Origin of the sequence: Actinomadura sp. B10D3 (genome assembly GCF_039871695.1) — a bacterium.
GTDB classification, from domain to species: domain Bacteria; phylum Actinomycetota; class Actinomycetes; order Streptosporangiales; family Streptosporangiaceae; genus Spirillospora; species Spirillospora madurae.
This window is the reverse complement of sequence record NZ_JBDPLY010000023.1, coordinates 28,667-50,650: the sequence shown is the minus strand read 5'-3', so window position 1 is coordinate 50,650 and position 21,984 is coordinate 28,667. Positions and strand designations below refer to the sequence as shown.

18 protein-coding genes are annotated in these 21,984 nt (G+C 70.1%); 7 read left to right on the top strand and 11 right to left on the bottom strand.

The genetic code is table 11. The features are described 5' to 3' along the window. Position 1: 1 nt before the first annotated feature. The 3 genes from ABGB11_RS29000 (at position 2) to ABGB11_RS28990 (ending at position 2,005) form a co-directional block, all read left to right on the top strand. The gene (locus ABGB11_RS29000) at positions 2–286 is read left to right on the top strand and encodes a helix-turn-helix domain-containing protein (protein WP_347637827.1); all 285 of its coding nucleotides are present in this window, start codon (positions 2–4) and stop codon (positions 284–286) included. A 72-nt stretch (positions 287–358) separates the two neighbouring features. Continuing rightward, positions 359–916 carry a carboxymuconolactone decarboxylase family protein gene (locus ABGB11_RS28995; protein WP_347637825.1) on the top strand — a complete coding sequence of 186 codons (558 nt, stop codon included), beginning with the start codon at positions 359–361 and terminating at the stop codon, positions 914–916. Positions 917–1,039: 123 nt separating this feature from the next. Then, positions 1,040–2,005: a pirin family protein gene (locus tag ABGB11_RS28990; RefSeq protein ID WP_347637823.1), complete on the top strand. Its 966-nt coding sequence runs from the start codon at positions 1,040–1,042 to the stop codon at positions 2,003–2,005. Here the strand turns inward: ABGB11_RS28990 and ABGB11_RS28985 are convergent. The 3 genes from ABGB11_RS28985 to ABGB11_RS28975 all read right to left on the bottom strand — a co-directional run bounded on the left by ABGB11_RS28985 (position 1,980) and on the right by ABGB11_RS28975 (position 5,227). Beyond that, positions 1,980–2,942, bottom strand: coding sequence for a hypothetical protein (locus tag ABGB11_RS28985; protein WP_347637821.1), 963 nt, complete (start codon positions 2,940–2,942; stop codon positions 1,980–1,982). The two genes, ABGB11_RS28990 and ABGB11_RS28985, sit on opposite strands and share 26 nt — an antisense overlap. Positions 2,943–3,033: 91 nt before the next feature. Next, positions 3,034–4,197 carry an alpha/beta fold hydrolase gene (locus tag ABGB11_RS28980; protein ID WP_347637819.1) on the bottom strand — a complete coding sequence of 388 codons (1,164 nt, stop codon included), beginning with the start codon at positions 4,195–4,197 and terminating at the stop codon, positions 3,034–3,036. 127 nt (positions 4,198–4,324) lie between these two features. After that, positions 4,325–5,227 carry a LysR family transcriptional regulator gene (locus tag ABGB11_RS28975; protein ID WP_347637817.1) on the bottom strand — a complete coding sequence of 301 codons (903 nt, stop codon included), beginning with the start codon at positions 5,225–5,227 and terminating at the stop codon, positions 4,325–4,327. A gap of 140 nt (positions 5,228–5,367) precedes the next feature. Between ABGB11_RS28975 and ABGB11_RS28970 the strand changes: the two genes are divergently transcribed. Together ABGB11_RS28970 and ABGB11_RS28965 are read left to right on the top strand one after the other, a co-directional pair. Beyond that, positions 5,368–6,273: a serine hydrolase gene (locus ABGB11_RS28970; RefSeq protein ID WP_347637815.1), complete on the top strand. Its 906-nt coding sequence runs from the start codon at positions 5,368–5,370 to the stop codon at positions 6,271–6,273. A 108-nt stretch (positions 6,274–6,381) separates the two neighbouring features. Next, positions 6,382–7,092 (top strand): DoxX family protein, encoded by a 711-nt coding sequence (locus tag ABGB11_RS28965; RefSeq protein ID WP_347637813.1) that lies wholly within the window; start codon positions 6,382–6,384, stop codon positions 7,090–7,092. A 45-nt stretch (positions 7,093–7,137) separates the two neighbouring features. On the opposite strand, the gene ABGB11_RS28960 is transcribed toward ABGB11_RS28965, so the two are convergent. From ABGB11_RS28960 to ABGB11_RS28940, 5 genes are all read right to left on the bottom strand, one after another. Continuing rightward, on the bottom strand, positions 7,138–8,088 hold the full coding sequence (locus ABGB11_RS28960) for an NAD(P)-dependent oxidoreductase (protein WP_347637811.1): 951 nt from the start codon (positions 8,086–8,088) through the stop codon (positions 7,138–7,140). Between the two features lie 85 nt (positions 8,089–8,173). Then, positions 8,174–9,115 carry an RNA polymerase sigma factor SigJ gene (gene sigJ / locus ABGB11_RS28955; RefSeq protein WP_347637809.1) on the bottom strand — a complete coding sequence of 314 codons (942 nt, stop codon included), beginning with the start codon at positions 9,113–9,115 and terminating at the stop codon, positions 8,174–8,176. A gap of 133 nt (positions 9,116–9,248) precedes the next feature. Further along, complete coding sequence (locus ABGB11_RS28950; RefSeq protein WP_347637807.1) at positions 9,249–13,136, bottom strand: vitamin B12-dependent ribonucleotide reductase; 3,888 nt, start codon at positions 13,134–13,136, stop codon at positions 9,249–9,251. Between the two features lie 122 nt (positions 13,137–13,258). Further along, positions 13,259–13,729, bottom strand: coding sequence for a transcriptional regulator NrdR (gene nrdR, locus ABGB11_RS28945; RefSeq protein WP_075024362.1), 471 nt, complete (start codon positions 13,727–13,729; stop codon positions 13,259–13,261). Positions 13,730–14,457: 728 nt separating this feature from the next. Then, positions 14,458–14,727, bottom strand: a complete 270-nt coding sequence (locus tag ABGB11_RS28940; protein ID WP_347637805.1) for a LysM domain-containing protein — start codon at positions 14,725–14,727, stop codon at positions 14,458–14,460. A gap of 239 nt (positions 14,728–14,966) precedes the next feature. On the opposite strand from ABGB11_RS28940, the gene lexA reads away from it, so the two are divergent. Continuing rightward, complete coding sequence (gene lexA / locus ABGB11_RS28935; protein ID WP_347637803.1) at positions 14,967–15,653, top strand: transcriptional repressor LexA; 687 nt, start codon at positions 14,967–14,969, stop codon at positions 15,651–15,653. Between the two features lie 37 nt (positions 15,654–15,690). On the opposite strand, the gene leuS is transcribed toward lexA, so the two are convergent. Both leuS and ABGB11_RS28925 read right to left on the bottom strand, forming a co-directional pair. Beyond that, positions 15,691–18,159 (bottom strand): leucine--tRNA ligase, encoded by a 2,469-nt coding sequence (gene leuS, locus ABGB11_RS28930; protein ID WP_347637801.1) that lies wholly within the window; start codon positions 18,157–18,159, stop codon positions 15,691–15,693. 172 nt (positions 18,160–18,331) lie between these two features. After that, positions 18,332–18,979, bottom strand: coding sequence for a hypothetical protein (locus tag ABGB11_RS28925; RefSeq protein ID WP_347637799.1), 648 nt, complete (start codon positions 18,977–18,979; stop codon positions 18,332–18,334). Positions 18,980–19,070: 91 nt separating this feature from the next. On the opposite strand from ABGB11_RS28925, the gene ABGB11_RS28920 reads away from it, so the two are divergent. Then, a complete protein-coding gene (locus ABGB11_RS28920; protein ID WP_347637797.1) occupies positions 19,071–20,615 on the top strand; it encodes a long-chain fatty acid--CoA ligase in 1,545 nt (514 codons plus the stop codon). Between the two features lie 66 nt (positions 20,616–20,681). On the opposite strand, the gene ABGB11_RS28915 is transcribed toward ABGB11_RS28920, so the two are convergent. Beyond that, positions 20,682–21,929, bottom strand: coding sequence for a cytochrome P450 (locus tag ABGB11_RS28915; RefSeq protein ID WP_347637999.1), 1,248 nt, complete (start codon positions 21,927–21,929; stop codon positions 20,682–20,684). Between the last annotated feature and the right edge of the window lie 55 nt (positions 21,930–21,984).

The following is a 21,984-nucleotide window of genomic DNA, read 5'->3' as shown; positions in this document are numbered from 1 at the left end:
CATGGCCGCCCTCGATCTGTTCGGCCGGCGGTGGACGCTGCGCATCATCTGGGAACTGCGGGACGCGCCCCTCGGCTTTCGCGCCTTGCAGCAGCGCTGTGACGACATGTCGTCCAGCGTCCTGCGGCAGCGGCTCCTCGAACTGATCGACGCGCGTCTCGTCCACCAGACCCCGGAGAACCAGTACGCCCTGACGGGCCTGGGCCGGGACGCCCACGAGGCGCTCCGCCCCCTGTCGCGGTGGTCCGACCGGTGGGCCGAGTCGCTCGACGACGACACGCCCTGACCTGCCACCCCCTTGCGCTTCGGTTTTCGAAGCAGCACACTGCTTCTAAAACCGAAGCACCCGAGGAGCGTCATGCCGCGCATCGCCCCGCTCGACCCCCCGTACTCACCGGACATCGCCACCGCCCTGGCCAAGTGGATGCCGCCGAACGTGGCGCACGACCCGCTCGTCCTGTTCCGCACCCTGCACCGCGCCCCGGAACTGGCGTCCCGGATGCGCGTCCTGGGCGCCGGACTCCTCGCCCACGGCAGCCTGCCCGCCCGCGACCGCGAGATCGTCATCCACCGCACCTGCGCCCGCGCCGGTTGCGAGTACGAGTGGGGCGTCCACGCCGCGACGTTCGGCGAGGCCACCGGCCTCGGCCCCGAGCAGATCACGGCGACCGTGTCGGGCGACCCGGCCCCCTGGTCCGCCAAAGAGCGCCTCCTGATCAGCGCAGCCGACGAACTACACGACTCCGCCCGAATGTCCCAGACCACCTGGGACGCCCTCACCGACCACTACGACGAGCCCCAGCTCCTGGAACTCCTCGTCCTCTCCGGCTGGTACCGCACCATCAGCCAACTGATCAACACCCTGGAAATCGACAACGAGCCCTGGGCCCACCCCTTCCCCATCCCACCCACCTGACCGACCAGCGCCTACACGGCCTGTTCGGTCGGCGACGTCGTCGGGGACGCGGCGGGCTGGTGGTTCGGTGGGAGGGCGGGTGGGGCATCGTTGAGGGGGGTGGCGTCTCGGGAGGGCGGTTCGGTGAGCAATCTTGATGTCCGGCCCAAGCCGGTCGAATGCGGGGGCCGGGACCGGGTGCCGGGGCGGCCGGTCCATGAGCTGCTGCCGCCGCGGCGGGTGCCGCTGGGCGAGAGCACGGTCGTCCGGCGGCTGCTGCCCAGCCTGGGGCGGCGCATGGTGGGCGCGTGGTGTTTCGTCGACCACTACGGACCGGACGACATCACCGACGAGCCCGGGATGCAGGTGCCGCCCCATCCGCACATCGGCCTGCAGACGGTGAGCTGGCTGCACGGCGGTGAGGTGCTGCACCGCGACAGCCTGGGCAGCCTGCAGACCGTCCGGCCGAAAGAGCTCGGGCTGATGACGTCGGGACGGGCCATCGCGCATTCGGAGGAGTCGCCGCGCGGGCACGGCCCGATCCTGCACGGGGCTCAGCTGTGGGTTGCGCTGCCGGATTCGCACCGCCATACCGAGCCCGCGTTCGAGCATCACGCCGACCTGCCCGTCGTGGACGGTCCCGGCTTCCGCGGCACCGTCATCCTGGGTGGCCTGGCCGGGGCGGCATCGCCCGGCACGGTGTTCACCCCCATCATGGGGGCCGACATCGCCCTGGACGACGGAGCCGACGTGCGGCTGCCCGTCGAACCGGACTTCGAATACGCGGCGCTCACCATGTCCGGCATCACTGAGGTCGACGGGATGCGCGTCGAGCCGGGGTCGATGCTGTACCTGGGGTCCGGGCGCCGGGAACTGCCGCTGAGGGCCGACGGCGAGAGCGGTTTCCTGCTGCTCGGCGGTGAGCCGTTCGAGGAGAAGCTCGTCATGTGGTGGAACTTCGTCGCCCGGACGGGCGAGGAGATCGCGCGGGCCCGCGAGGACTGGATGGCGGGCGACCGGTTCGGCACCGTGCGCGGCTACGACGGCGCTCCGATCCCGGCGCCGGCCATGCCCGCCACGCCCCTCAAGCCTCGCGGTCGCACGCGCTGACGTAGCTCGTCAGGGCCGTCATCATCAGGACGCCGCCGGCGATGGCGAGGCCGTGCTGGACGAGCGTGACGGCCGGGTACTCGGCGGCCGCGTAGTCGCCCGGACGGAGAACCGCCACCGCGAGCTTCCAGGAGCTCCACGCGAACAGGGAGCCCGAGGCGACGAAGCCCAGCGCCATCGGCAGCCAGACCGGCATGTTCGGACGGGCGGAAGCGATGGCCCAGATGCTCCCGACCCCGAGGAGTGCCCAGAGCGCGGAGTTCGCCAGCAGGAGCCGGGCGTTGAGGTCGACGAGGTCGTGGTGGGCGGGATCCAGGCCGCGCGTTCCGCCCAGCGACCAGTACGTCCAGAGAACGACGGGTATGGCGGTGACGGCGGTGAGTGTGCGGACGCGGCGGACGGTCGCCGGTCCGCGGGCGGCGAGACGTCCGAGGAAGGCGGCCGGCCAGCGTTCGCGCATGTAGATGGGGAGGGCGACGGCGAGCCCCACCGCCATGCCGGTGAATCCGATGCCGATCAGCAGCAGTTCCCAGGACGGCGCCGCATCGCCGCCCGAGTCTCCCTCGTCGCCGCCGGTCTTCACCCCGGCCGCGCCCAGGAGGGCGCTGAGCAGTCCGTAGGGCAGGAGGGGGATCAGGAACCCGCTGCCCATCCACGCGAGGACGACCAGTGGCGCGGCCGGGGTCTGCCACCGGTGCGCCAGGACCAGCCCCAGCGCGACTCCTGTCGCGGACATGCCGACCGTCACCGTGTTGAGGACGATCCAGTCCGCGTTACCGAAATCGGCCGGAGCATGCCCGAGGAGCGCGACCACGACCCAGACGATCTTGACGGCCAGGTACAGCGACAGCGACGCGGCGGCACCGTACCCGGCGAGCCGCCGTGCGGTGCTCCACCTCGGCCCGACGGCCCCCGACACAGCAGGCATCTCACTCATGAGCCGAAGCCTCGCGTTCACCGCCCGGGGGCGCCTCCCCCACGCGGGTCATGCGCCTCCCCCGAGCGACCGACGCCCCTGCGGCCGACGCCTAGCGGTCGGCCGGGAGGAACTCGTCGAGAGCCGCGGCGACCAGGTCGGGGCGTTCGAGGGTCTGCATGTGGGGAGTGCCCGGAAGCTCCCGGTACGTCGAGCCGGGGACGTGCTCGGCGATGCCGGACATGATCTGCGGGGTCGTCGAGGCGTCCAGCTCGCCCGCGAGCACCAGGGTCGGGAAGTCCCGCCCGGTGATCCGGCCCTGGACGTCCAGGCCCTTGAAGGCGCGCCAGGCCGCGGCCCAGTCGGCGGAGTCGAAGCGCCGGATGTGCTCTCGGGCGTACCGGACGCCCCAGGGGTTCGTCGCGAGTGCGGCCGGCGTGAACCAGCGCGTCAGCGTCGGGACGATCTGCGCCTCCATCCCGTCCTCCTCGCCGGAGCGGGCGCGGACCTCGAACGCCTCGAAGGCGTGGTCGGTGGTCGCGAGCAGCGCCAGCGACGCCACGCGTCCGGGTGCGCGGACGGCGGCCGTCTGGGCGATGCCGCCGCCCATCGAGAGGCCGACGACGTGCGCGCGTTCCACGTCGAAGGCGTCGAGGACGCCGAGCATGTCGGCGGCCAGGCCGTCCATGGTGAACGGACGGGGCGCGCCGGCGGCCGCACCGTGCCCGCGGAAGTCGTAGGCGAAGACCCGGCGGCCGTCGGACAGCCGCTCCATGATCGGCTCCCACATGCGCCAGTCCACGCCGAGCGAGTGCGAGAGGATCACCGCCGGTCCGCGGTCGCCCTTCTGTGCGACGACGGTCTCATGGTCGGCGAGCCGGACGCGGTGCAACTGCGGCGGGTTCGCGATCCCGTGCTCTTCCAGGACATCGTTGACCACGGCGAGCGCGTCAAGCGCGCGCGGGAAGCCCGCATAAACCGAGACGTGCTCGCAGAGGGCCAGCAGTTCCGACGCCTCGACGCCCTGCCGGAGGGCCCCGCGCACGTGGCCGGCGAGCCGCCCGCCGGCACCGCCCATCGCGGCGATCATGGCGACCGTCGCGATCTCGCGGTTCCGGCGGCTGAGCTCAGGACGGGCCAGGGCCCCGCCGAACGCGCCATCGATGACCGCTTCGAACATCTGCGGGGACGCTCGGAGCACGTCGCCGAGCGCCTCCTCCGGCTTCTGCCCCATCACGCCCTCGTATTCGCGTGCGCCGCGCTCACCACGATTCATGTCGTACTCCATCCGCGAGGTCCGTCTTGGAATCACAACGATTCTGATCGCGGGCGGAGTCAGAAGTCCAAGACTTCACAGGGCTCTTGGTCATATCTCAAACCTATGACCGTTTGGGCGGTCGCGTTCAAGGGCCGATCGAGGCGAGGTCCGGGCGGCGCTTCACGAAGTCGATGAACGCGGCCAGTGCCGGGCCCGCACGGCGTCCGGCGGACCAGGCGAGCGACGGGGCCCAGGTCGGTTCCGGGTCGAGCCGGACGATGGCGACGGCCTGCCCCGGCTCCTCGGCCACGGAACGGGGCACGACGGCGGCGGCCAGCCCCACGCTCGCCATGGCGCGAGCGGTGCTGTACTCCCCGGTCTCGAACCGGATGCGCGCAGTCGCGCCGGCGTCCGCGAGGGCCGACAGGACGATCTCGCGTATCACCGACCCGGACGAGTAGCAGACCAGGTCGACACCGTCCAGGGCGGCGACGGGCACCCGGTACCTGGCCGCCAGCGGCGCGGACTTCGCGGTGATGAGGACGAGGGGCTCTTCCCCGAGCGGGAGGGATTCGAGCCGCCGCCCCTCCTCCTGCGGCGGCAGCCGGACGACGGTCGCCGCGTCGAGCCGTCCTCCGTAGAGCCCCGCGACCATCTCCTCCGTGTTCATCTCCCGCAGTTCCACCTCGATCGCCGGGAACTCGCCGGAGAACTCCGCCAGCAGGCGGGCGAGCCTGGCGGTCAGCCCGCGGGCGCCGCCGAGCCGGATCCGGCCGCGCGTCCCCTCCGCCCAGCCGCGCATCTCGTCCTCGACCGCCGCGATGTCGGACAGGATCCGCTCGGCGTGCTCCAGCAGCGCGGCTCCCGCCGGGGTCAGCTCCACCCGGTGGTTGTTCCGGTCGAACAGGGCGATGCCGAGTTGCCGTTCGAGCTTGCGGATCTGCTGGGACAGCGCGGGCTGCGCGATCTGCAGTTCCTCAGCCGCGCGCGTGAAGTGCAGCTCGCGTGCGACGGCCCGGAAGTATTCGAGCTGGCGAGAAGCCATCATGTCCTGAGCTTCTCATCGTCGGCCAGATCGAACCACCTGGCATCTCACCAGCGTGACCTGTCCGCGCAAGGGTGGTAACAGAGGGGCAACGCGCCGCTCACAACACTCCGGATCATGTATCCCGAGACAGGCGCGCGCCCATGAGGCTCGCATGGCTTCTCGCCGCGGCGATGCTCGTGGGCACCGCGATTCTCGCGGCGGGCTCGGCGAGAATCGTCCGCGAACCGGCCGCCGTCCCCACGGTCAGCGCCCCTACGATGACCGCGACGACGACACCGACCCCGAGGCAGCGGCCGACAACGCCCGTTTTCACGAAGTCCCAGCGCGACGTACTCACGCGCAGGCTCGGCAGGTACCTCGCGGAGCGGCCCGGGACCCTGTCGGTGTCGGCGCGCGACCTGACCACCGGCCTCTCCTACACCTACGGGAAGAGCCTGCGGACGGCGACGGCGAGCATCGTCAAGGTCGACATCGTCATCGCACTCCTTCTGAAGGCCCAGCGCGAGAAGCGCACCCTTACCTCCAGCGAGAAGGCGCTGGCCGAGCGCGCGATCAAGGTGAGCGACAACGCCGCCGCCTCCGCCCTGTGGCGATCGATCGGAGGCGCGGACGGCCTGGCGTCCGCCAACCGGAAGCTGGGCCTGCGCGACACCGAACCCGGGCCGGGCACGGCCTGGGGCTCCACCACGACGAGCGCCGCCGACCAGGTCAGGCTGCTGACCGCGCTGACATCGGACGAAAGCTCGCTCCGTTCGGCGAACCGCCGATATGTCCGCCGCCTGATGGGGGACGTGACGCCGGAGCAGGCGTGGGGCGTGAGCGCCGCCGGGTCCAGCGCCGAGCTGAAGAACGGCTGGCTCCCCCGGGAGAGGCACGGCGGCCGCTGGACGGTCAACAGCATCGGCATCGTGCGGGACGCCGGCCGCACCCTCCTGCTCGCCGTCATTTCGGAACGCGGCACCACGATGCGGGATGGAATCGAAACCATCGAGCACGTCTGCGAGACCGTCGCCGCGTCCCTCGCCAAGGTCTCCGGCGACCGCTGACCGAGCCTCCGCGACCGCTCTGACCTGCGGTGTTCGCGGTTTTCGCACGAAGGCCGTCATACTCTCCGTCGAAACAGGGCCATATCCACGCGCAAAGGAGACGACGGCATGCGCTCTCGGCCGCTGTACGACGTCGTGGCAGTCCTCGCACGGCTCGGCGTGGGCGTCGTCTTCATGGCGCACGGCTGGCAGAAGATCGAGGCGGGCGTCACCGCGACGAGCCGCTCGTTCGACACGCTCGGCGTCCCGCTCCCGACCGCGGCGGCGGTCTACTCGGCGTTCGTCGAGCTGCTCGGCGGCGCCGCGCTGATCGCCGGGCTCGGCCTGCCCGTCACCGGCGCCCTGCTGTTCATCGACATGGCCGGCGCGTTCGTGTTCGTCCACGCGGACCAGGGCCTTTTCATGGTGGACGGCACGACCGTCGAGAACGGCTACGAGCTCGTCGTGGCCCTGGGCATGGCCAGCCTGGTGTTCGCGGCGGGCGGCGGCGGGCGGCTGACCCTCGACCAATGGATCATGGGACGGCGCACGCGGCGCCCCGCCGACGACGATGACGACAACGACGCGGCCAGCTTCGTCGAGTCGCTGCGCCAGGCCGAGATGCAGCCCGCGAAGCGGCCGAAGTCGCCGCGCCGGCCGAAGGACCAGCCGAAGGCGCTGCCGGAGAGCACCGATACCGCGGGCAAGGACCCCGCGGGCAAGGACACAGCCGACACCGAGGACGACGTGCTGGTGGCGGGCCGCCGCAAGTCCCAGCGCCGCCGCGCCGCGACCACCCAGCCGATCAAGCGCGGCGACGACAAGGACCCCTCCACCTGACCCGCCTCCGCACAGGCACGCCCGTACGGTCGGGATCACCACCGGTCAGTGGGGTGAGGCGTCGCCGGCGGCCTGGAGGCCTTCACGCCAGGTGGGGTGTGCCGGGTGCCAGCCCAGTTCACGCCTGGCCTTGGCGTTCGACGCGCCGCGCAGTCCGGTCATGAGGACGACGCCGGCCTCTCCGGCGGCCAGCCGTCCGACGAACCGCGGTACGCGCATCGGCTTCTTCGCGCCCAGCATCGCCGCCACCGCCGGCAGCCATTCGGCGACCGGGGCGGGGTCGTCGTCGACGATGTTGTAGACGCCGCGGCCGCCGTTCTCCACCGCCGCGAGCGTGGCCTCCGCGGCGTCGGCGATGTGGACGAACGACCACACCCCGCCGCCGTCCCCGACGATCGGGAACCTCCGCTTGCGGATCATCTCGAGCTGCTCGGAGCCCGGCGCCATGGAGGTGCCGGGTCCGTAGAACGCGCCGTAGCGCAGCACGATCCCTTCGGTCCAGCCGGCGTCCAGCACCGCCTTCTCCAGGTGCTCGATCGCGGCGATCATCGAGGCCATCGGAGCGACCGGTGAGCGGTCCAGGGGGTCCTCTTCGCTCTTCACCGGCCCGCCGGTCCGGGCGTAGGTGAACGCGCCGTTGCTCTGGGCGACGAACCGTCGCACTCCGACGGCGCGTGCGGCCGCGAGCAGGTTGTCGGTGCCCTCGATCCGCAGCCGGTCGGTCGCGGCGAAGCTGCGTTCGAAACGGCGGGTGTCGATGCGCCCGATGGCGGTCAGCTGGTGAACGATCACCTCTGGGTCCGCCTTGCGCACGGCCGCCTCGACCTGGGCGCGATCGAGCGCATCGGCGATCACCGGTACCGCGCCCAGCCGCGCCGCCTCGGCCTCGGCGGAGTCGCTGCGGACCATCGCGAACACCTTGTTTCCGGCATCGACCAGGCGAGGCAGGAGTTCCTTGCCCATCGCTCCGGTCGCTCCTGCCACCAGCACCTTCATCGTCGGCTCCTCGCTCTCGGGTTCGAGTTCGCCCCTTGAACCGGATGGCCCGCCGATCGCTGACAGGAAACGGGTATGACGCGCGTCACACTCTGAGCAGGGGTTCCCCATGGTCGGCCGCCGCCCATTGCGCGGTCGCGCGTTCGAGCTTGTCGGGGTTCGCCTGGGTACGGCAGGCGGTGATGCCGTCGGCGGTGACCTCCAGGCAGAGGATGCCGACGACCCGGCCGTCCACGACGGCCACGGCCGCGGGCTCGCCGTTGGCGACCCACGCGTAGACGTCGGACGTGCCGCCGACGACGGCGCGCGTCGCCTCGTCGGACCTGAAGAGGGCCAGCAGGAACTTCGCGACCGAGGCCGCTCCCTCGAACGCCTTCGTGCGCGCCGGGACCTTCCCTCCGCCGTCGCCCATGGAGACGGCGTCCCCGGTGAGCAGGCGGACCAGCTCCTCGGTCCGCCCGCTGGCGGCGGCCGAGAGGAACTCCTCGACGATCCGGCGAGCGGCGGCCCCGTCGATGTCGTTGCGGGCCCTGCCGGACGCGACGTGCTTCTTGGCACGGTGGAACATCTGCTGGCTGGCGGCCTCGGTGATGTCGAGGATCTCGGCGATCTCCCGGTGCGGGTAGTCGAAGGCCTGCCTCAGCACGTAGACGGCGCGCTCGGCCGGGGGCAGGCGCTCCATGAGGGTGAGGACGGCGTACGACACCGATTCGCGCTGCTCGGCGGTGTCGGCCGGACCGAGCATCGGGTCCCCCGCGAGCAGCGGCTCGGGGAGCCATCGCCCCACGTAGGTCTCCCGGCGCGCCCGCGCGGAGGCGAGCTGGTTGAGGCACAGGTTGGTGAGTACCTTCGTCAGCCAGGCCTCGGGGACCTCGATGGCGCCGATGTCGGCGGCCTGCCAGCGCAGGAACGTCTCCTGCACGGCGTCCTGTGCCTCATGCGCGGAGCCGAGGAGACGGTAGGCGATGGCCTCAAGGCGGGGCCTCGCCGACTCGAACCGGTCGACGTCGTCCACCGTCAAGGGCATGACCCGATCCTAGTCTTCAGCGGCATCTTCAACGGCCACGCCGGAACGACCAACTCTGACATGCCGAAGGGGAACCGACCGTGGCCGGTTCCCCTCTTCACTCCGGCAGTTCACCCGAGCCGGGCGTTCTCCGTCAGCTGCAGCCGCTGGTGGAGCCGCAGCCCTCGCAGACGTAGCAGCTGCCCGCGGGGCGCATCTTCGTCCCGCAGGTGAGGCAGAGCGGCGCGTCGGCGGTGCGGCCCTGGCGGCTCTCGATGACCTCCATCGACGAGTGCGCCTCGGCGGCCGGGGCCGGGGCGGGCGCCGCCGGACGGGCGATCTCGGCGGACTGCGCCAGCGACTCGTGGTCGACCTCGTCCTCGGCGTGCAGGGCTGCCGGGTCCTCGCCGTTGGCCTGCATCGCGCGCTCCTCGGCGGTGAAGATGCCGAGGCCCGCGCGCTCCTCGTACGGCAGGTGGTCCAGCGCCAGCCGGCGGAAGATGTAGTCCATCACCGAGGTCGCCATGCGGATGTCGGGGTCGTCGGTCATGCCCGCCGGCTCGAACCGCATGTTGGTGAACTTCTCCACCCACGTCTCCAGCGGGACGCCGTACTGCAGGCTGATGGAGATCGCCATGGAGAAGGCGTCCATCACGCCGGCGAGCGTGGAGCCCTGCTTGCCGAGCTTGAGGAAGACCTCGCCGACGCCGTCGTCCGGGTAGGAGGACGCCGTCATGTACCCCTCGGCGCCCGCGACGGAGAAGCGCGTGACCGTCGCCGGACGCTGCTTCGGCAGCCGCTTGCGGACGGGACGGGCGACCACCTCGGCCGGCGCCTCCGCGGACTCGGCCTTCTTGCCCGCGGCGGACAGCGGCTGGCCGACCTTGCAGTTGTCGCGGTAGATCGCCAGCGCCTTCAGCCCGAGCCGCCAGCCCTCGAAGTACACCTTCTCGATGTCCTCGATGGTGGCCTGCTCCGGCATGTTGACGGTCTTGGAGATCGCGCCGGACAGGAACGGCTGGACGGCCGCCATCATCCGGACGTGCCCCATCGGGCTGATCGCCCGCTCGCCCATCGCGCAGTCGAACACCTCGTAGTGCTCGGGACGCAGGCCGGGGGCGTCCACGACGTGGCCGTGCTCGGCGATGTACTCGACGATCGCCTCGATCTGCTCCTGCTGGTAGCCGAGCTTCTCCAGCGCCCGCGGCACCGTGTGGTTGACGATCTGCATGGACCCGCCGCCGACGAGCTTCTTGAACTTCATCAGCGCGAGGTCCGGCTCGATGCCGGTCGTGTCGCAGTCCATCATCAGCCCGATCGTCCCGGTCGGGGCGAGCAGGCTGGCCTGGGCGTTGCGGTAGCCGTGCTTCTCGCCGGACTTCAGGCAGTCGGCCCACTGCTTGGCGGCGGCGGCGTGGATCGCCTTGTCCATCGCGTCCAGCGTCCGGATGCCGTCGTTGGCGGCGGCGTGCTTGCGCATGACGCGCTTGTGCGCCTCGGCGTTGCGCGCGTACCCCGCGTACGGCCCGACCACGCCGGCGATCTCCGCCGAGCGCCGGTACGCGACGCCCGTCATCAGCGACGTGACCGCCGCCGCGAGGGACCGCCCGCCCTCGGAGTCGTAGGCGTGCCCGGTCGCCATGAGCAGCGCCCCGAGGTTGGCGTAGCCGATGCCGAGCTGGCGGTAGTCGCGGGTCGTCTGCGCGATCTTCTCCGTCGGGAAGTCGGCGAAGGTGATGGAGATGTCCATCGCCGTGATGATCAGCTCGGTGAGCTTCACGAACTTCGCGACGTCGAACGTGCCCGCGTCGGTGAGGAACTTCAGCAGGTTGATGCTGGCGAGGTTGCAGGACGAGTTGTCCAGGCTCATGTACTCCGAGCACGGGTTGGACGCGGTGATGCGCCCGGTCTCGGGGTTGGTGTGCCAGTCGTTGATCGTGTCGTCGTACTGGATGCCCGGGTCGGCGCACTCCCACGCCGCCTTGGCCATCAGCCGGAACAGGTCCTTGGCCTTGACGGTGTCGACGACCTCGCCGGTCATCCGGGCGCGCAGCCCGAACTCGCCGTCCGACTCGACGGCGTGCATGAACTCGTCCGACACCCGGACGGAGTTGTTGGCGTTCTGGTACTGGACGCTGCCGATGTCCTTGCCGCCGAGGTCCATGTCGAACCCGGCGTCCCGCAGCGCGCGGATCTTGTCCTCCTCGCGCGCCTTGGTCTCGATGAACTCCTCGATGTCGGGGTGGTCGACGTCCAGGACGACCATCTTGGCGGCCCGGCGGGTCGCGCCGCCCGACTTGATCGTCCCCGCGGACGCGTCGGCGCCGCGCATGAACGACACCGGGCCGCTGGCCGTCCCGCCGGAGGAGAGCAGCTCCTTGCTGGACCGGATGCGGGAGAGGTTCAGGCCGGCCCCGGAACCGCCCTTGAAGATGACGCCCTCTTCCTTGTACCAGTCGAGAATCGACTCCATCGTGTCGTCCACCGACAGGATGAAGCAGTTGTGCACCCGGATGTTGTCGCTGAGGAACTCACCGCTCTCGGTCTGAATGTCGTAGACCTCCATGGTGCCGAGTTGCTCGATGTTCGCGATCTCCAGCCGCTTGGTGGGCTTGGCGGGACGTCCCGGCTTCTCGAACCCCTTGTCCAGCTTGAGCGCCTTGACGGGATCGATGAAGCCGATCTCGTCCGCGAAGATCCGGCGATCCCCGGCGTTCTGGATGCGCAGCGTCCAGCACGGCTTCTGTTCCGGGCGGTTCGGCTTCTTGACGCCCACGCGGGAGAAGATGCCGAAGCGCAGCAGGAGCCGCTGCATCCCCCGGATGAGCTGCTCAGAGATCATGTCGACCTCGACGACCGTGGACGACTCGCGCTCGGACACGAACCCTTCGGCCTGGAAGATGCTGCGCAGATAGCAGGCGACAGTGGGCAGCGATGCCGTGAAGAGCCGCTCTGGGACGACCATGTCGACACCCCGGGCCAGAAGCCCCCATTCGCCGACGTACTCCTCCAGGGCCTTGCCGTAGAGCCGGGTACGGCGGCAGTCGAGGTCGGCGTCCTGTGTCTCGACGGCGCGCTCGTGGCGGTGGACACCGGGGAACACCGCGTTCAGGTGACGGCCGACCCACTCCAGTTCCGCGTCGGTCACCGTCATGGCCTCGATGGTCAGCGACCGGTTTGTCCCGGTCTCGTAGCGGCCCACGAACCCGTCGGACTGCAGCCAGCCCGCGAGCGCGGCCTCCGACATCTCGCGAGGCGAGATCTCCGCGTCGCCGAAGGCGTCCCGCCGGTGCCATTCGAGCAGGTCACCGGTCTTGAGCTCGCCAGCCCGGACGAAGCTGCCCGTGCCGTCGCCGGTCGCCTTCCAGACGAGGTGGTCGGCGGTGACGTCCAGCCTGTAACCGGCCTTCGTGTGGATCCGCAGGACATCCTTGCGACCGTTGGCCTTGGTGGCGACGATACGTGTCAGCCCAGAGGCGTCATAAACCTTGGTGCCAACCATGTCGTCCTCGACGAGCCTGCCGATCGGAATCAGGCCTGCGGGCGTGCTCACCAGCGACGCATAGGGCAGGCAGGCGCTTACCTGCTGCGGGGACTTCGTGCCGACGTTGAACCACACCGGGGAGTTGAAGCTGAACAGCTGGTGGACGAGGGCGTACTTCAGCTCGTGGTCGAAGATCTCGGCGTCCTGCTCGGACGCGAAATAGCCCTCCTGCAGACCCGTCTCCACGTACATCCGGACGACGCGGTCGACGAGCTGCTTCAGGCTCCATTCCCGCTGCGGCGTGCCGACGGCGCCGCGGAAGTACTTGGACGTGACGATGTTGACGGCGTTCAGCGACCAGAAGTCGGGGAACTCGACGCCGCGCTGCTCGAAGTTCACCGAGCCGTCCCGCCAGTTGGTCATGACGACGTCACGACGTTCCCAGCGCAGCTCGTCGTACGGATGCACGCCGGGCGTGGTGAAAATGCGCTCGACCTTCAGCCCTTTGCGGCCCCCCTTGCCGCGCCGTGCCGCCGAGCCGCTCACCGTCTCCGTCATGACCTTCCCCCTCTCGGGCCCTCCCGCCGGGCCCTGTCCAGGAACAACCCCGCCGCCGCGCGGGCCATGCCCGCCCGGAGGCGCCTTCTACGTGTGCTGCTGTGTGTTTCCGGGCCCGTCCCCTACCGGGACGGGCCGGGCTCCCCCGAGGAGGCCTTCCGCAGTGTCTCGATCTCCTTGGCGAAGTCGTCCAGCGATTCGAAGCTCCGGTAGACCGAGGCGAATCGCAGATAGGCGACCTCATCGAGTTCGCCGAGCGGCCCCAGGATGGCGAGGCCGATCTCGTGCGAGGGGATTTCCGCGGAGCCGGAGGACCTGATCTCCTCTTCGACCCGCTGCCCCAGCTTCGCGAGCGCATCCTCGTCGACCGGGCGGCCCTGGCAGGCCCTGCGCACCCCGGCGATGATCTTTTCTCTGGAGAACGGCTCGGTGACCCCACTGCGCTTGGCCACCATCACGAGCACATTCTCCTGCGTCGTGAATCGCTTGCCGCATTCCGAGCACGACCGGCGACGCCGAATGGCGCCCCCGTCGTCGGTCGAACGGCTGTCGATCACTTTGGTGTCAGGGTTGCGACAGAACGGGCAGTGCACGTTGCATCCCTCCCCTGACGTAAACGAGTTACACCGATGTGAGTGCCATATATAGGTAACTACATCGATGTGACTACTAGATGTTGTGGTCAACCGTACGGCTCGCCGCAGGCGTTCGCAACCTGATCCGGCGCCTCCCGAGCCCCATCCGCCACGTCCGCGCAGGTCACCTCCGACCTCCCCTTTTTCCCGCCGGGCGTGTCGTCACCCCCCGTCCCCAAACCCCCACCTCACCGTCACAAACCCCTCTAATCCCCCGCCCGCCCGGAAGCCTCACGCCCCCTTCCTCCACCACCCCTCCGGCCGTCCATCTGCCACCTGAGGCCACCCCACGTCCCCCACGGCCCGGCCCTCAGCACTACCCACCGCGAGCCCCCGTACGCGCCGCCCGCTCAACACCCCCGCGGCCTCGGTGCGCCACCCACGGACGGCTGGCGTAGATGGCCGGACTGGCGGGCGGTTCACAGACAGCGACCCTGAGCCCAGCTTTCGAGCCCGGCGGCGTCCCGAGCGCGTTCAGGCGGTGCGGCCGTCACTGACCGTTGTGCGGCGCGCAAGCGGTAGGGGTAGCCAGGAGAAGTGGAGGCGGGGCGGGGGCGAGGCGGCGCCGGTCGAGCGGGTGCGCGTGTGCGCGGGCGGTTCACTTCTGGGGGGTGCGGCGGGGACGGCGAGCGGCCGGCGGCACAAGGCGTTGCCAGCGAGGGATGGGGTCACCCGACGTGGCGGGGTCAGCTGGTGGGGAGGTGTAGTTCTTGGCCTGGGTGGACGGTGGGGTCGCCGGACAGGCCGTTGAGGTCGATGATGCGTTGGACCACCACGCGGGGGTCGTTGTCGGGGTCGGCGGCGGAGGCTATGTCCCAGAGGGTTTCGCCGGGTTCTACGACCACCGTTCGTGTCGGGCCGGGCTTTTCGCTGTCTTCTCGGGAGCCGGCGAAGGCGCCGGGGCCAACGGTGAGCCAGAGCAGGACGAGGGTCACCGTGGCGGCGAAGCCGATCACTACGGCGCGGCCTCGGCGGGTCAGGCGGATCGGGGCTCGGTCACTGTGGGGTGAACCAGACATCTCTCCCCTCCATGACGTCGAATGCATTTTCGATCGAACGTCTGTACGATGTTCTATCAGGGGGTGCCGGAAAAAAGCGAGCGCCTCTTCGAACAATTGTTTGATCATTAGGCCTGGACGCGGTAGCGTGCCATGACAAGGAGTGACGGATCGAGGCGCCCGGGAGGCGACTAGCGATGAGCAAGGTCCGGGAGCTGCCCGACGGGCCGATGGACGAGACGGGCCTGACCCAGCGGCAGCGCATGGTGCTGGAGGTGATCCGCGACTCGGTGCAGCGCCGGGGGTACCCGCCCTCGATGCGCGAGATCGGCGAGGCCGTCGGGCTCACCAGCACCTCCAGCGTGTCGCACCAGCTCCGGGCGCTCCAGCGCAAGGGCTTCCTGCGCCGCGACCCCAACCGGCCGCGCGCCGTCGAGGTGCGGGTGCCGGGGGCGACGCCGGTGCGGACGGACGAGGAGCCCTACGAGCCGGCCCCGGCGCAGCCCGCGCCCGCGTACGTGCCGCTGGTCGGGCGCATCGCCGCAGGTGGGCCGATCCTCGCCGAGGAGGCCGTCGAGGACGTGTTCACGCTGCCCAAGCAGCTCGTCGGTGAGGGCACCCACTTCCTGTTGAAGGTCACCGGTGACTCGATGATCGACGCCGCGATCGCGGACGGTGACTGGGTCGTCGTCCGGCAGCAGCCGGTCGCCGAGCAGGGCGACATCGTGGCGGCCATGATCGACGGCGAGGCCACGGTGAAGACGTTCAAGCGCCGCGACGACGGCCACATCTGGCTGCTGCCGCAGAACTCCGCCTACGAGCCGATCCCCGGCGACGAGGCGTCCGTGCTCGGACGGGTCGTGGCGGTCCTCCGCAAGATGTGACGGAGAGCGGCCGCCGGAGGTCCGGCGGCCGCTTCGTCTAGCGCTTCGGGACGATGTTGACGATCTTGGGGGCGCGGACGATGATCTTGACGATGTCGGCGCCGCCCAGGGCGTCCTGGACCTTGACCGAGGCCAGCGCCTGCCGCTCCAGCTCCTCCTCGGCGATGCCGGGCGGCACCTCCAGGCGGTCGCGGACCTTGCCGGCCACCTGGACGACGCAGGTGACCGACTCCTCCACCAGCAGGGCGGGGTCGGCGGACGGCCAGCCCGCGCGGATCACCGGGGCGGTGCGCCCCAGCTGCTCCCACGCCTCGTCGGCCGTGTAGGGCGCGAACAGCGACAGCAGGACCGCGATCGTCTCCGCGGCCTCGCGGACGGCCGGATCGGCGGCGCCGGGGCCGGAGTCGATGGCCTTGCGGGTCGCGGTGACCAGCTCCATGATCCGCGCGATCGCCACGTTGAACCGCTGCGTCTCGACCAGGGTGGTGACCTCGTCGACGGTGCGGGCGGTGACGCGCCGCAGGGCGGTGCCGCCGGAGGTGACGTCGACGCCCGGCGCGGAGGTCACCTCCGAGGCGATGCGGTGGACGCGCGACAGGAACTTCGACATGCCGTGCGGTGACACGTCCGCCCAGTCGATGTCCTCCTCGGGCGGGCCGGAGAACAGGATCGCCAGCCGGACGACGTCCACGCCGAACTCGGAGATCTGCTCACCCAGGTCGACGCCGTTGCCCAGCGTCTTGGACATCGCCTTGCCCTGGTTGATCACCTGGCCCTGGTTCAGCAGCCGGGTGAACGGCTCGGTGAAGTCGACCATGCCCATGTCGTGCAGGACCTTGGTGAAGAACCGGCTGTACAGCAGGTGCAGGATGGCGTGCTCGACCCCGCCGGTGTACTGGTCGACCGGCATCCACTTGCGGACCTGCTCGACGTCGAACGGGCCGCCCTCGTAGCCCGGCGAGCAGTACCGGAAGTAGTACCAGGACGAGTCGACGAAGGTGTCCATGGTGTCGGTGTCGCGGGTGGCGGCGCCGCCGCACTTGGGGCACTCGACGTTCACCCAGTCGGTCGCGGCGGCCAGCGGCGAGGTGCCCTTGGGCGCCAGGTCGGCGCCGCGCAGGCCCTCGGGCAGCTTCACCGGCAGCTGGTCGTCCGGGACCGGGACCTCGCCGCATGACGGACAGTGGATGATCGGGATGGGGCAGCCCCAGAACCGCTGCCGGGACACCAGCCAGTCGCGCAACCGGAAGTTCACCGACGCGCGGCCGGTGCCGCGCTCCTCCAGGATCTCGGTGATGCGGGTGATGGCGTCGGCCTTGGTCAGCCCGTCGATCGGGCCGGAGTTGACGACGGCGCCGTCGCCGGGGGTGGCGACGCCCGTCTCGGCCGGGTCGGGCAGGCCGGTGTCGACGACGACGCGGACGGGCAGGCCGAACTTCAGCGCGAAGGCCAGGTCGCGCTGGTCGTGCGCCGGGACGGCCATGATCGCGCCGTGGCCGTATTCGGCCAGCACGTAGTCGGACGCCCAGACCGGCAGCCGCTCGCCGTTGACCGGGTTGACCGCGTAGCGGCCCAGGAACACGCCGGTCTTCTCACGCTCGGTGGACAGCCGTTCGATCTCGCTCTCGCGGGAGACCTCCTCGCGGTAGGCCTCGAACGCGGCCCGGTGGTCGGGGTGGCAGATCTCCTCGGCCAGCTCGGCGTCGGCGGCGACCACCATGAAGGTGGCGCCGAACAGCGTGTCGGGGCGGGTGGTGTAGACGGTGACGGGCTCGTCGCGCCCCTCGATGACGAAGTCGACGTCGGCGCCGGTGGAGCGGCCGATCCAGTTGCGCTGCATCAGCAGGACGCGCTCGGGCCACTTGCCCTCCAGCTGCGCCATGTCGTCCAGCAGCCGGTCCGCGTACTCGGTGATCTTGAAGTACCACTGGGTCAGCACGCGCTTCTCGACCAGCGCGCCGCAGCGCTCGCAGTGCCCGCCGACGACCTGCTCGTTGGCCAGGACGGTCTGGTCCTTCGGGCACCAGTTGACGTGCCCGCCCTTGCGGTAGGCCAGGCCCCGGTCGTAGAAGCGCAGGAACAGCCACTGCGTCCACTTGTAGTACTCGGGGTCGGAGGTGTGCAGGCGCCGTGTCCAGTCGAAGGACGGGGCGTAGCGGCGGAACGAGGCGGCCTGCGTCTCGATGTTGGCGTAGGTCCACTCGGCGGGGTGCGAGTCGCGCTTGATGGCGGCGTTCTCGGCGGGCAGGCCGAAGGAGTCCCAGCCGATCGGGTGCAGGACGTTGTAGCCGCGCTGGAACCAGTAGCGGGCGGGGACGTCGCCGATGCCGAACGCCTCCGCGTGCCCCATGTGCAGGTCACCGCTGGGGTAGGGGAACATGTCCAGGGCGTAGCGGCGCTCCCGGACGGGGTCCTCCTCGTCCGCCCGGAACGGGTCGAGCTCCGCCCAGCGGGCCTGCCACTTGTCCTGAACCGCCCGTGGATCGTAGTGCTCGTCGCTGCTCACGCTTCAGACTCCGCTTTCCTGCTATCTGGGTCGTGGCCGTCCGCCGACATGAAACGGCCCCTCGCAAGGAGGGGCCACCACGCTGACGTCAGATCGTCAACGTGGTCCTTCGAGGAGCAGCCTGGCTGACATACATCAAGAGTAGCGCAGCCGCAAGCCCTCCCGCCGGGAATCAGTGTCCGGACTGCTGGCGGGCCATGGAGACCACGCCGGTCACCTGGACGCGCGTCAGCTCCAGGTCGGCGCCGACGGCGGCGAGGGTCTCCTCCTCGGAGGCGGTCAGCGGGCCGTCGACCAGGGCGATCTCGGCGGCGGCGCGCAGGATGCTCTCCCGGGCCTCGGGGGCGAGGGCCGAGGCGGCGCGGGCCATCTCGACGCGGACCTCGTCGAAGGGGCGGCCGAGGTCGGCCGTCAGCGCGGCGTCGCCGTAGCCGGTGTCCCCCGCCTGCTGGACGACGGCGACCGCTCGGGTGCGCGCGGCCGCGTCGGTGTAGTCGCCGGAGCGCAGCACCTGCGCGATGGCCATGCGCAGCAGCATCGCGGGCATCTGGGCGAGCTGCGCGGTCGTCGGCACGTTCAGGACGCCGGTGTTCCAGCGCCCGTGGCACGTGTCGCATTCGACGAATTCGCCGCCCGCCTTGGTCAGCGGGATGACCGGGATGAAGAACAGCGTGAAGAAGTTGCGTCCCTGCCGGCGCCGGTATTCGCGGTCGCCGCCGCAGTCGGGGCAGTGGAAGACGCCCCGGGTGAGGGTGAAGAAGACCACCCGCCAGCCGAAGATGATCAAGATCCCGCAGCCTTTCTCGATGAAACGGCACATCGTATCGGTGTCCGGTGCGGCAGGATCGCGGAACGGTTCATAGACTCGTCGGTAACTAACCGGCCGGTCACCTTTCCGCGCGAGGAGTGCCATGCTCAACCTGTCCGTGCTGCTGGAGGACGCCGCCAGGGAAACGCCCGACCGCGACGCGGTCGTGTTCGGCGATCTCCGGCTCTCCTACTCGTTCCTCGAATCGGTCGCGAACCAGGTCGCGAACCTGCTGCGGGAGCGCGGCATCAAGCCGGGCGACAAGGTGGCCCTGTCCAGCCCGAACCTCCCGTACTTCCCGATGGTCTACTTCGGGGCGCTCAAGGCGGGCGCGGTGGTCGTCCCGCTGAACGTCCTGCTCAAGCCCCGGGAGATCGCCTATCACCTGGGCGATTCCGACGCGAAGGCGTTCTTCTGCTTCGAGGGGACGCCGGAACTGCCGCTCGGCGAGATGGGGCACGCGGGCTTCGAGCAGGCCGAGGGGTGCGAGCACTTCTTCCTGCTGCCGGCCGACCCGTCCGCCGCCGAGTCCCCGATCGAGGGCGCCGAGCTGTTCTGGGCGGCGCTCGCCGGGAAGCCCGGCACGTTCGACACGGCGCGGACGGAGCCGGACGACACCGCCGTCATCATCTACACCAGCGGGACGACCGGCCAGCCGAAGGGCGCCGAGCTCACGCACAGCAACCTGCTGATGAACACCATGGTGGACGACACGCTCTTCTACCGGACCCTGCACGACACGTCGCTGGTGACGCTGCCGCTCTTCCACATCTTCGGGCAGACGTGCGTGATGAACGTCGGTCTCTACCGGCGCGCGACGCTCGTCATGCAGGCGCGGTTCGACGCGAAGCAGGCCGTCGAGCTGATGGTCAAGGAGAAGGTCAACATCTTCGCGGGCGTCCCGACGATGTACTGGGGGCTGCTGACCGACGAGACGTCGGAGGAGGACATCGCGACGATCCGGGAGAACCTGCGGGTGGCGGTGTCGGGCGGGTCGGCGCTGCCGATGGAGGTCCTTAAGGGGATCAAGAAGAAGTTCGACGTGGACGTCCTGGAGGGCTACGGCCTGTCGGAGACGTCGCCGGTGGCCTCGTTCAACCGCCCGGACCGCCCGACCAAGCCGGGCTCGATCGGCCTGCCCGTCTGGGGCGTGGAGATGAAGCTGATCGACGACGACTGGAAGGAGATCGAGGGCGAGGGGCCCGGCGAGATCGCCATCCGGGGCCACAACATCATGAAGGGCTACTACAACCGGCCTGAGGCGACCGGGGCGTCCATCAAGGACGGCTGGTTCCGGACCGGTGACGTGGCCCGCCGGGACGAGGACGGCTACTACTCCATCATCGACCGCTCCAAGGACATGATCATCCGGGGCGGGTACAACGTGTACCCGCGGGAGCTGGAAGAGGTCTTGATGACCCACCCGGAGGTCTCGCTGGCGGCGGTCGTGGGCGTGGCGCACCCCTCGCACGGCGAGGAGGTCAAGGCGTACGTGATCCGGACGCCGGGCGCCACCGTGACCGAGGACGAGCTGGTCGCGTGGGGCAAGGAGCAGTTCGCCAGCTACAAGTACCCGCGGATCGTCGAGTTCCGCGACGAGCTGCCGATGACCGCCACCGGCAAGATCCTCAAGCGCGAGCTGCGCTAGCGGGCACCGCCCCGGGGCCTCGGCACGGGCCGAGGCCCCGGGCAGGACGCGCGCCTGCCGGCGAGGTCAGATCGAGTAGGGCAGGCGCTTGATCCCGTTGATGAAGTTGGACTCCAGCCGGTCGGGGTCGCCGGACGCCCGGATGGCCGGCGTCCGGCGCAGCAGCTCGCGGAACATCACGGTGATCTCGCGCCTGGCCAGGTGGGCGCCGAGGCAGAAGTGCGGCCCGGGTCCGCCGAAGCCGACGTGCGGGTTCGGGTCGCGCAGGATGTCGAACCTCTCCGGGTCGGTGAAGACCGACTCGTCGCGGTTGGCCGACCAGTAGTAGAGGATGAGCTTGTCGCCCTCCTTGATCTCGTGCTCGTTCAGCGTGGTGTCGCGGGTCGCGGTGCGGCGCATCCAGATGACCGGCGACACGTACCGGACGATCTCCTCGACCGCGCCCGGGACGCGGGCCTCGAAGTCCTCGGTGAGCAGGGCCCGCTGGTCGGGGTTGCGAGTGAACAGGTCGAGGCCGTGCGCGATGGCGTTGCGGGTGGTCTCGTTCCCGGCGACGACGAGCAGGATGAAGAACGAGCCGAGCTCCTGGTCGGTCAGCGACTCGCCGTCGATGTTGGCGTTGACCAGGGCGGACGTCAGGTCGTCGGTGGGTTCGGCGCGGCGCCTGCGGCCGAGCTCCTCGACCAGGCCCTTCAGCGTCTCGCCCGCGCCGAGCAGCGCCATCGCGAGCTTCTCGGGGTCGTCGGACGGGATGAACTCCGCGTCGTTGCCCGCGAGGATGACGTTGGTGGCGTCCAGGACGGTCGTGTACTGCTCCTCGGCGATGCCCATCATGTCGCAGATGATCTTCAGCGGGAGCCGGGCGGCGACGTCGGCGACGAAGTCCCCGGTGCCGCCGCCGGTCGCGACGCTCTCGATGATCTGGCCCGCGACCGCCTCGACCTGGTCCTCGAACCGCTGGATCATCCGCGGGGAGAACGCCCGGGACACGATCCGCCGGATCTTGGCGTGCCGGGGGTCGTCCATGCTGATCATCGAGCCGAAGTACTCGTGCATGTCGCCGGGCAGGTCCGGGATGCTGATGGCGCCCCTGCCCGAGCAGAAGTCCTGCGGGCGCCGGGAGGCCTCGACGACGTCGGCGTGCCGGGTCAGCGCGTAGTAGCCGGGCCCCTGCGGAGCGATGACGATGTCGGGTTCCTCGAACAGGACCAGGTCCGTGTGCCGCCGCAGAACCTTGAAGGCCTCGTGCCGGTAGTCGTGCGGCCGCTTCCAGAACTCCCAATCGGTCAGGTTGATGTCCTCGACCTTGAGCACGTTGCCCACCACCTCGTCATTTCCGAACCCGATTCGGTTTACAGGCAGCCTCTCA

Coding starts and splice junctions, on each gene's coding strand:
- ABGB11_RS29000 (WP_347637827.1), top strand. CDS start 2: ATGGCCGCCCTCGATCTGTTCGGCCGGCGGTGGACGCTGCGCATCATC.
- ABGB11_RS28995 (WP_347637825.1), top strand. CDS start 359: ATGCCGCGCATCGCCCCGCTCGACCCCCCGTACTCACCGGACATCGCC.
- ABGB11_RS28985 (WP_347637821.1), bottom strand. CDS start 2,942: ATGAGTGAGATGCCTGCTGTGTCGGGGGCCGTCGGGCCGAGGTGGAGC.
- ABGB11_RS28980 (WP_347637819.1), bottom strand. CDS start 4,197: ATGAATCGTGGTGAGCGCGGCGCACGCGAATACGAGGGCGTGATGGGG.
- ABGB11_RS28975 (WP_347637817.1), bottom strand. CDS start 5,227: ATGATGGCTTCTCGCCAGCTCGAATACTTCCGGGCCGTCGCACGCGAG.
- ABGB11_RS28970 (WP_347637815.1), top strand. CDS start 5,368: ATGAGGCTCGCATGGCTTCTCGCCGCGGCGATGCTCGTGGGCACCGCG.
- ABGB11_RS28965 (WP_347637813.1), top strand. CDS start 6,382: ATGCGCTCTCGGCCGCTGTACGACGTCGTGGCAGTCCTCGCACGGCTC.
- ABGB11_RS28960 (WP_347637811.1), bottom strand. CDS start 8,088: ATGAAGGTGCTGGTGGCAGGAGCGACCGGAGCGATGGGCAAGGAACTC.
- sigJ (WP_347637809.1), bottom strand. CDS start 9,115: ATGCCCTTGACGGTGGACGACGTCGACCGGTTCGAGTCGGCGAGGCCC.
- ABGB11_RS28950 (WP_347637807.1), bottom strand. CDS start 13,136: ATGACGGAGACGGTGAGCGGCTCGGCGGCACGGCGCGGCAAGGGGGGC.
- lexA (WP_347637803.1), top strand. CDS start 14,967: ATGAGCAAGGTCCGGGAGCTGCCCGACGGGCCGATGGACGAGACGGGC.
- ABGB11_RS28925 (WP_347637799.1), bottom strand. CDS start 18,979: ATGTGCCGTTTCATCGAGAAAGGCTGCGGGATCTTGATCATCTTCGGC.
- ABGB11_RS28920 (WP_347637797.1), top strand. CDS start 19,071: ATGCTCAACCTGTCCGTGCTGCTGGAGGACGCCGCCAGGGAAACGCCC.